Below are 6,392 nucleotides of genomic sequence, written 5' to 3'. Positions count from 1 at the left end.
GGATATCGCGCCCCCCGAAACCACGCCGGTAACAGAAGCCGCCGAGCCCGCCACCCCCGCCCCCGAACGCGCCGCGCCTGCCGCACCGCGCGCCAAAGTTGCGCCCGTTTCGGCAGCGCCTACTGCTGCACGACCAGCGGCTGCAGCACCTGCCGAAATGGCCAAGGCACTGCCCATCGATGGCCCCGAGCCGGTCGTAGCACCGGCCCCGGTCCCCGTCGAACCGGTTGCCGAAGCAGCGCCGCTGCCGGCTGAAAAATCGGCTTCGACAGGTAGTGAAATGCCGTGGGAGTTATTCGGCGGAGCCGCAGCCTTGCTCGTTGCCGCAGGCGCAGGGCTTGCTTTTGCACGTCGTCGCCGTATCGACCGCACGATCGCGGAAGACGAGCCCGTTTATGCTCCTGAGGCCGCGCCGGCGACCAGCGACGCCGCGCCTTGGGTGACACCGGCCTACGCTCCGCGCGAAGATATCGCGTCGCGAACGGTTCCGGCCTTCGCCGCCGCGCCGAGCGGCAGCATGGGTCGCCACGAGGCGATGGCCATGGCGGGCCCGACACCCGAAAATCCGTTCGTGACGCTGAACAAGCGCCTCAAACGCGCGCGTTTTCTGGATCGCAAGGAGCGCCTCGCTTATGAAGCGACGCTGGGGCAGAAGAAGGACATGACCCGCAAGCCGGTGAGTGCTTGGGAAATCTCTCAGAGGTCGGCCGCCCCTGTGGTTCCGGAACAGGAAGTCCGCCGTCCCGAGCCCGCACGCGGTCGGCCCGATTTACGTCCCGGTTTCGCCCGGAACTGACAGGCGACCCTTCGCCAAAAATGAAAAAGGGCGGTGCCTCGCGGCACCGCCCTTTTCTTGTCGCTGGAACCCGGCCGGGCAAACCGGCCGGCTCCCCGAACCGAATTACTTCAGTTCGACGGTCGCGCCGGCAGCAACCAGCTTGGCCTTGAGCTCTTCAGCTTCAGCCTTGCTGGCGCCTTCCTTGACGGCCTTCGGCGCGCTTTCGACCAGCGCCTTGGCTTCGCCGAGGCCCAGGCCGGTGATCGCGCGGACTTCCTTGATCACGTTGATCTTGTTGCCGCCGTCGCCCGTCAGGATGACGTCGAATTCGGTCTGCTCTTCAGCAGCCGGGCCAGCGGCGGCGGCCGGGCCAGCGGCGACGGCCACTGCAGCGGCGGCCGAAACGCCCCACTTTTCTTCGAGCAGCTTCGAAAGTTCAGCAGCTTCCAGAACGGTCAGCGCCGACAGGTCTTCAACGATCTTTGCGAGATCAGCCATTTTCATTCTCCATCAGAACCGGGAAAGCCCGGTGAATTGTTACGGTAGGTAAGAGTTTATGCCGCTTCCTTGGCGCCATAGGCACCAAAGACCCGCGCCAGCTGACCAGCCGGGGCTGCCGCAATCTGGGCAACCTTGGTGGCCGGAGCCTGGAGCAGGCCAACAAGCTTGCCACGCAGTTCGTCAAGCGACGGCAGCGATGCAAGCGCCTTCACGCCATCCACGTCGAGGACCACATCCCCCATGCCGCCGCCAACGATTTCAAGCTTGTCGTTGGTCTTGGCAAATTCCACCGCGATCTTCGCAGCCGCCACCGGGTCGGTGGACGAAGCGATTGCCGTGGGGCCGGTCAGCAGCTCGCCGATACCGGTATAGGGCGTGCCATCGAGCGCGATCTTGGCCAGGCGGTTCTTTGCGACCTTGAAGCTCGCGCCCGCGGTCCGCATCTGCTCGCGAAGCACCGTCGACTGGGCGACGGTAAGACCCAGGTTGCGAACAATCACAACCGAGGCTGCATTCGACAGCGTAGCGTTCAGCGAGGATACGGCTTCGGCCTTTTCAGCACGATCCATGCCTGTTTCTCCACTCATGCCCGGAAATATGCGCGAACGCACGCCGCCGGGCGGCTAACACACGCAAAAGCCATGCGAGCCAGAGCTCGCCTGTCCTTCACGCAACGATGTCCGATGGGGTCGGTCAAGCCGCTGACGCCTGCGCAGGCAGGCGGGCGACCGAATAAAGACTGTTCCCCGTCTCGGCTGGAAATTAAGAAGGGCATATTCCCTTCACCAACTGTCTCGGACGGAATTGCCACGGGCGGACCCGCAACAACACGGGGGCGCTCATAGCGGCGGGGCGGGCAAAGTCAAGCGCTCCTGGCCTCTTTGCAACTCAGGCGCGAGCGCGGATCGACCAGCAGGCGGCGGGCACGTGGACGGTGTCACCATCGACATAGCGATCGAACGCCGGCAACACCTTCGCGATTATCGCAGCCCGTTCCGCCTGATCGGCATGCGCCAGATACAAGCCTAGCGGCCCCATATTGGCAACATAGTCGGCGAGCATCGACGCTTGGAGAGAGCACGCGAAATCGACGGGTTCGATCGCGATGTCCGACCACCCCGCATCCGACAGCAATCCGAGGACACGCTCTTCACTGGCAAAGGCAAACTGGCCCGGCGCATTCGGGTCGGGTGCCGGCATCGCCGGCAGAAGCGGCGCCGCCGCACGCCAGGCGGCGGTCATGAAGTCATTTTCGCGGGGGCTGCGCCAAGCGACCACATGAAGCACCCCCTTGGACGCCATAGCCGCGCGGATGTTTGCGAAAGCAGCAACGCCGTCCGAAAAGAACATCACCCCGAAACGGGAAATCGCCATGTCGAACGTTTCTGCCGGAAAATCATATTTCTCGGCATCCCCTTCCTCGAAACGCACCGGCAGTCCTTCGGCAGCCGCGCGCGTCCGCGCCCGGGTAATCATCGGGGCGGAAATGTCGACACCCAGGACATCCCCTCCAACGCCCAGCCGCGCCGCCGCCGCCAGCGCCGTCGCCCCGGTTCCGCAACCGATGTCGAGGAGGCGGTGGGGGCTCGCCTCTCCCACTGCATTGGCCAGATAATCGGCGACCGGCGCGAACAATGCATCGAGCATTTCCTGTTTCGCGACCCAGGTTTCTCCCGCGCGTCCGTTCCAGAGCGCGGATTGGTCGATGGGGGCGGTTTTTACGTCGGTCATGATGATCTTTCCTTGTGCTGGCGAATCGATCAGGGCAGTCTGCCACTTCAAGTCAACTTGAGGTCAAGCATGGTTGCGCTGGACATTGCCGAAGTTGCCCGCCGCTCCGGGGTCCCGGCCTCGACGCTACGCTATTACGAAGAAAAGGGCTTGATTGCCTCGATCGGCAGGCGCGGGCTGCGGCGCCTGTTCGACCCCGCGATTCTCGATCGGCTCGCGCTCATCGCGCTCGGCCGCGCCGCCGGCTTTTCGCTCGACGAGATCGGGGGTATGTTTACGCCCGAGGGGGCACCCAGGGTCGACCGCGCCGCGCTTTCCGCTAAGGCCGACGACATCGATCGCTCGATCCGCCGCCTCACAGCGATGCGCGACGGGCTTCGCCATGCGGCGGCATGCCGCGCACCGAGCCACATGGAGTGTCCGACATTCCGCAGAATATTGAGGGCTGCTGCCGATAGAGCCTTCGCGCCGCCCGTGCGCCACATCAAGCACTGACCAATTGTTGATATCCCGGACGATCCGCCTCTTGCTAAAACTGATAAAAGATATATCTTAGACATATCTAATCGCATGAAGGAGTTTAAGATGCGACATGGAATACACTGGCATGGACGCAAGGAGCGCCACGCCATGCACAGCATGATGCGTGAAGCGATGCGCCATGGCATGCGCGGCGGCAGGCAGGCATTCGGTCATGGGTTCGGCGGCCGCGGAGCCGGCGGACGCTTTCGCGACGACGACGATGGCCGCGGCCGCCGGCGGCGGATGTTCGACAGCGGCGAATTGCGGCTTGTGCTGCTGCAACTGATCGCCGACGAGCCGCGCCACGGCTATGATCTAATCCGCCGGATCGAGGAATTGACCGGCGGCGCCTATGCCCCCAGCCCGGGCGTCATCTACCCCACGCTCACCCTGCTGGACGACATGGGGCTGATCGAGGCGGCCGACAGCGAGGGCGCCAAAAAGCTGTTCGCGATCACCGCCGCGGGACGGGCCGAGCTGGACGCAAACCAGGCGGCCGTCGATGCACTGATCGCCCGCCTGGCGGACGTCGGCGAAGAGAGCCGGCGAAGCGATAGCCTTTCGATCCGCCGCGCGATGGGCAATCTGAAAGCCGTATTGATGAACCGGCTCGGCGATCAGGACCTCAACGATGCGACGATGCAAGAAATCGTCGGGCTGATCGACGAGGCGGCGCAAAAGATCGAACGGCTGTGAAGGAACAAGGTATGACAACATCATCGACCGCGCACGTGCCGACGGCACATGCGAGCGAATATCTGCAACAGCTGTGCAAGCATTGGCAGCATAATCTGGTGGTAGATTTTACCGCCGACCACGGCACGGTGACCTTCCCCCGCGATGCCCGCGGGGGCGACTGGCCCGGCGATGCGCTGGTAACCTTCGATGCGGGTGCAGGTGCGCTTTCGGTGCGCATCGATGCCAGCATCGCCGGACAGCGCGAAGCGCTGGAAGGTGCCGTCGCTCGGCACCTCGACCGCTTTGCCTTTCGCGAGGCCCCTTTGCCCTTCGACTGGCAGCCGGTATCGTCCTGACGGAACGCGGCGCGCCGCGCCGGCGTTAGCGTACCGAAACCGACCCTAAGGAAAGGATAATCCGTGACCGTGCCCCAAGGCCTTCTTTGCCCGACTTGCCGCGTGAATTTGACGATGTCGGAGCGTCAGGGGATCGAGATCGATTATTGCCCCCAGTGCCGGGGCGTCTGGCTCGACCGCGGCGAACTCGACAAGATCATCGAGCGCAGCGAAGCCGCGAGTGCCCCGCCACCGCGCGCGTCAGCGCCGCCACCGCCGCAACCCCAATATCGCGAGCGCGGCTATGACGACGACCGGCGTTACGGCAAGCCGTACAAGAAGAATTACAAGAAGAGCTTCTTGAGCGAATTGTTCGACTGAGCCGAACGGTCCTCCCCATGGCCGCGCCACAGGGAGGAACGCGATCAGCCGACGATGGCGTGTCGGCGGGCGTAGAGGAAATAGACGCAAAGCCCGCCGATATTCCACACGAAGAACCAGAGCTGGGTCTGCACCGGCAGGCTGACAAACAGATAAATGCAACCCAGAACCGCAATGCCGCCGACCACCCACGGCAACGGCGCTCGGAAAGTGCGCGGTGCGTCGGGTGCGCGCCGACGCATGATCAGCATGCAGACCGACACCGCGGTGAAGGCAGCGAGCGTCCCGGCATTGGCGAGCGCAGCTAGTTCGCCGAGCGGAATGAAGCCCGCCAAAACCGCTACGACCACGGCGGTGAAGATGGTGATCCGCACTGGCGTCCCGCGCGACGACAGCTTCGCAAGGCTCGCCGGTAACAGCCCGTCGCGCGCCATGGTGAAGAAGATACGGCTCTGTCCGTAAAAGAAGGCGAGGATCACCGTCGGCAGCGCGATGACCGCCGAGACGGCGAGATATTGCGCGGCGAGCGGGCTACCGAGTTCGCGCAAAATCAGCGCCAGCGGCTCCGGGCTGTTGGCGAAGCGCGTATAGGCGATCGCCCCGACCGCGGCGACCGCGACGGCGATGTAGATGAGGACGCAGGCGACCATCGATCCGACGATCCCGATCTTGAGGTCGCGGTCGGGATCCTTCGCTTCTTCGGCCGCCGTAGCGATCGCGTCGAAGCCGTAGAAAGCGAAAAAGATGATCGCCGCCGCGGCCATCACCCCGCGCTCGACCCCGTCAGGGCCAATATGCTTCGCAAAGCCATAGGGGCTGAAGGGTTCGAGATTGGAGGCATCGAACGCGGGCAGCGCCACCGCGACGAACACGACGAGCGCGACGATTTTTACCAGCACGAGGACGGCGTTGAGTGTCGCGCTTTCGCGCGTGCCGATGAGCAAAAGCCCCGCGACCACCGCGATGATCGCGATCGCAGGCAGATTGACGATCCCGCCCAATTCGGGCCCCTGCATCAGCGCCATCGGGATGCCCGCCCAAGCCTCCAGCAAAGGAGCCGCATAACCCGACCAGCCGACCGCGACGGCGCTGACCACGAGCGAATACTCGAGGATCAGGCTCCACCCGACGATCCACGCGAGCAGTTCGCCGATCACGACATAGCTATAGGTATAGGCACTGCCCGACGCGGGGATCATCGTCGCCATTTCGGCATAGGCGAGCGCCGCGCAGGCGCAGATCAGGCCGGCAATGGCAAAAGACAGGATCACCGCAGGGCCCGCCTTGTCGGCGCCGACACCGATCAAGGTCAGGATGCCGGTGCCGACGATCGCGCCGACCCCCAATGCGATCAGGTGCGGCCAGCCGAGCGTCCGCGCAAGCGCTTGCGCGCCCTCCTGCCGTTCCGGCACGATCGGTTTGCGGCGAAACAGGCTGTCGGACATCGGCGGGCTCCCCTTGTTACT

General features: G+C 64.3%; 9 protein-coding genes. 5 read left to right on the top strand and 4 right to left on the bottom strand.

Annotated elements, in window-relative coordinates; translation table 11 throughout:
• The coding region (locus ATE71_RS22470) for a hypothetical protein (protein ID WP_160328025.1) at window positions 1–796 on the top strand (796 nt) is incomplete at its 5' end.
• A 105-nt stretch (window positions 797–901) separates the two neighbouring features.
• Here ATE71_RS22470 and rplL read toward each other — a convergent pair.
• The 3 genes from rplL to ATE71_RS08200 all read right to left on the bottom strand — a co-directional run bounded on the left by rplL (window position 902) and on the right by ATE71_RS08200 (window position 3,010).
• Window positions 902–1,276 carry a 50S ribosomal protein L7/L12 gene (rplL, locus tag ATE71_RS08210; protein ID WP_058802991.1) on the bottom strand — a complete coding sequence of 125 codons (375 nt, stop codon included), beginning with the start codon at window positions 1,274–1,276 and terminating at the stop codon, window positions 902–904.
• 56 nt (window positions 1,277–1,332) lie between these two features.
• On the bottom strand, window positions 1,333–1,848 hold the full coding sequence (gene rplJ, locus ATE71_RS08205) for a 50S ribosomal protein L10 (RefSeq protein ID WP_058802973.1): 516 nt from the start codon (window positions 1,846–1,848) through the stop codon (window positions 1,333–1,335).
• Window positions 1,849–2,167: 319 nt separating this feature from the next.
• Window positions 2,168–3,010: a class I SAM-dependent methyltransferase gene (locus ATE71_RS08200; RefSeq protein ID WP_058802990.1), complete on the bottom strand. Its 843-nt coding sequence runs from the start codon at window positions 3,008–3,010 to the stop codon at window positions 2,168–2,170.
• Window positions 3,011–3,079: 69 nt separating this feature from the next.
• Between ATE71_RS08200 and ATE71_RS08195 the strand changes: the two genes are divergently transcribed.
• The 4 genes from ATE71_RS08195 to ATE71_RS08180 all read left to right on the top strand — a co-directional run bounded on the left by ATE71_RS08195 (window position 3,080) and on the right by ATE71_RS08180 (window position 4,926).
• Complete coding sequence (locus tag ATE71_RS08195; protein ID WP_058802972.1) at window positions 3,080–3,505, top strand: helix-turn-helix domain-containing protein; 426 nt, start codon at window positions 3,080–3,082, stop codon at window positions 3,503–3,505.
• Window positions 3,506–3,640: 135 nt separating this feature from the next.
• Window positions 3,641–4,228 (top strand): PadR family transcriptional regulator, encoded by a 588-nt coding sequence (locus ATE71_RS08190; protein ID WP_235587960.1) that lies wholly within the window; start codon window positions 3,641–3,643, stop codon window positions 4,226–4,228.
• Between the two features lie 11 nt (window positions 4,229–4,239).
• A complete protein-coding gene (locus ATE71_RS08185; protein ID WP_058802971.1) occupies window positions 4,240–4,566 on the top strand; it encodes a DUF2218 domain-containing protein in 327 nt (108 codons plus the stop codon).
• Window positions 4,567–4,680: 114 nt separating this feature from the next.
• Entirely contained in the window at window positions 4,681–4,926 is a 246-nt protein-coding gene (locus ATE71_RS08180; RefSeq protein WP_058802970.1) for a zf-TFIIB domain-containing protein, read from the top strand.
• 44 nt (window positions 4,927–4,970) lie between these two features.
• Here ATE71_RS08180 and ATE71_RS08175 read toward each other — a convergent pair whose 3' ends face one another.
• The gene (locus tag ATE71_RS08175) at window positions 4,971–6,371 is read right to left on the bottom strand and encodes an amino acid permease (RefSeq protein WP_058802969.1); all 1,401 of its coding nucleotides are present in this window, start codon (window positions 6,369–6,371) and stop codon (window positions 4,971–4,973) included.
• Window positions 6,372–6,392 lie beyond the last annotated feature (21 nt).

Origin of the sequence: Sphingopyxis sp. H115 (genome assembly GCF_001468465.1) — a bacterium.
Classification (GTDB): Bacteria; Pseudomonadota; Alphaproteobacteria; order Sphingomonadales; family Sphingomonadaceae; genus Sphingopyxis.
Note: the sequence above shows the minus strand (reverse complement) of the source record. Positions and strands in the feature narration are given on the sequence as shown.

Bases quoted from the DNA above. Each gene is read 5' to 3' on its own strand.
- rplL (WP_058802991.1), bottom strand. From the start codon at position 1,276: ATGGCTGATCTCGCAAAGATCGTTGAAGACCTGTCGGCGCTGACCGTT.
- rplJ (WP_058802973.1), bottom strand. From the start codon at position 1,848: ATGGATCGTGCTGAAAAGGCCGAAGCCGTATCCTCGCTGAACGCTACG.
- ATE71_RS08200 (WP_058802990.1), bottom strand. From the start codon at position 3,010: ATGACCGACGTAAAAACCGCCCCCATCGACCAATCCGCGCTCTGGAAC.
- ATE71_RS08195 (WP_058802972.1), top strand. From the start codon at position 3,080: ATGGTTGCGCTGGACATTGCCGAAGTTGCCCGCCGCTCCGGGGTCCCG.
- ATE71_RS08190 (WP_235587960.1), top strand. From the start codon at position 3,641: ATGCACAGCATGATGCGTGAAGCGATGCGCCATGGCATGCGCGGCGGC.
- ATE71_RS08185 (WP_058802971.1), top strand. From the start codon at position 4,240: ATGACAACATCATCGACCGCGCACGTGCCGACGGCACATGCGAGCGAA.
- ATE71_RS08180 (WP_058802970.1), top strand. From the start codon at position 4,681: ATGTCGGAGCGTCAGGGGATCGAGATCGATTATTGCCCCCAGTGCCGG.
- ATE71_RS08175 (WP_058802969.1), bottom strand. From the start codon at position 6,371: ATGTCCGACAGCCTGTTTCGCCGCAAACCGATCGTGCCGGAACGGCAG.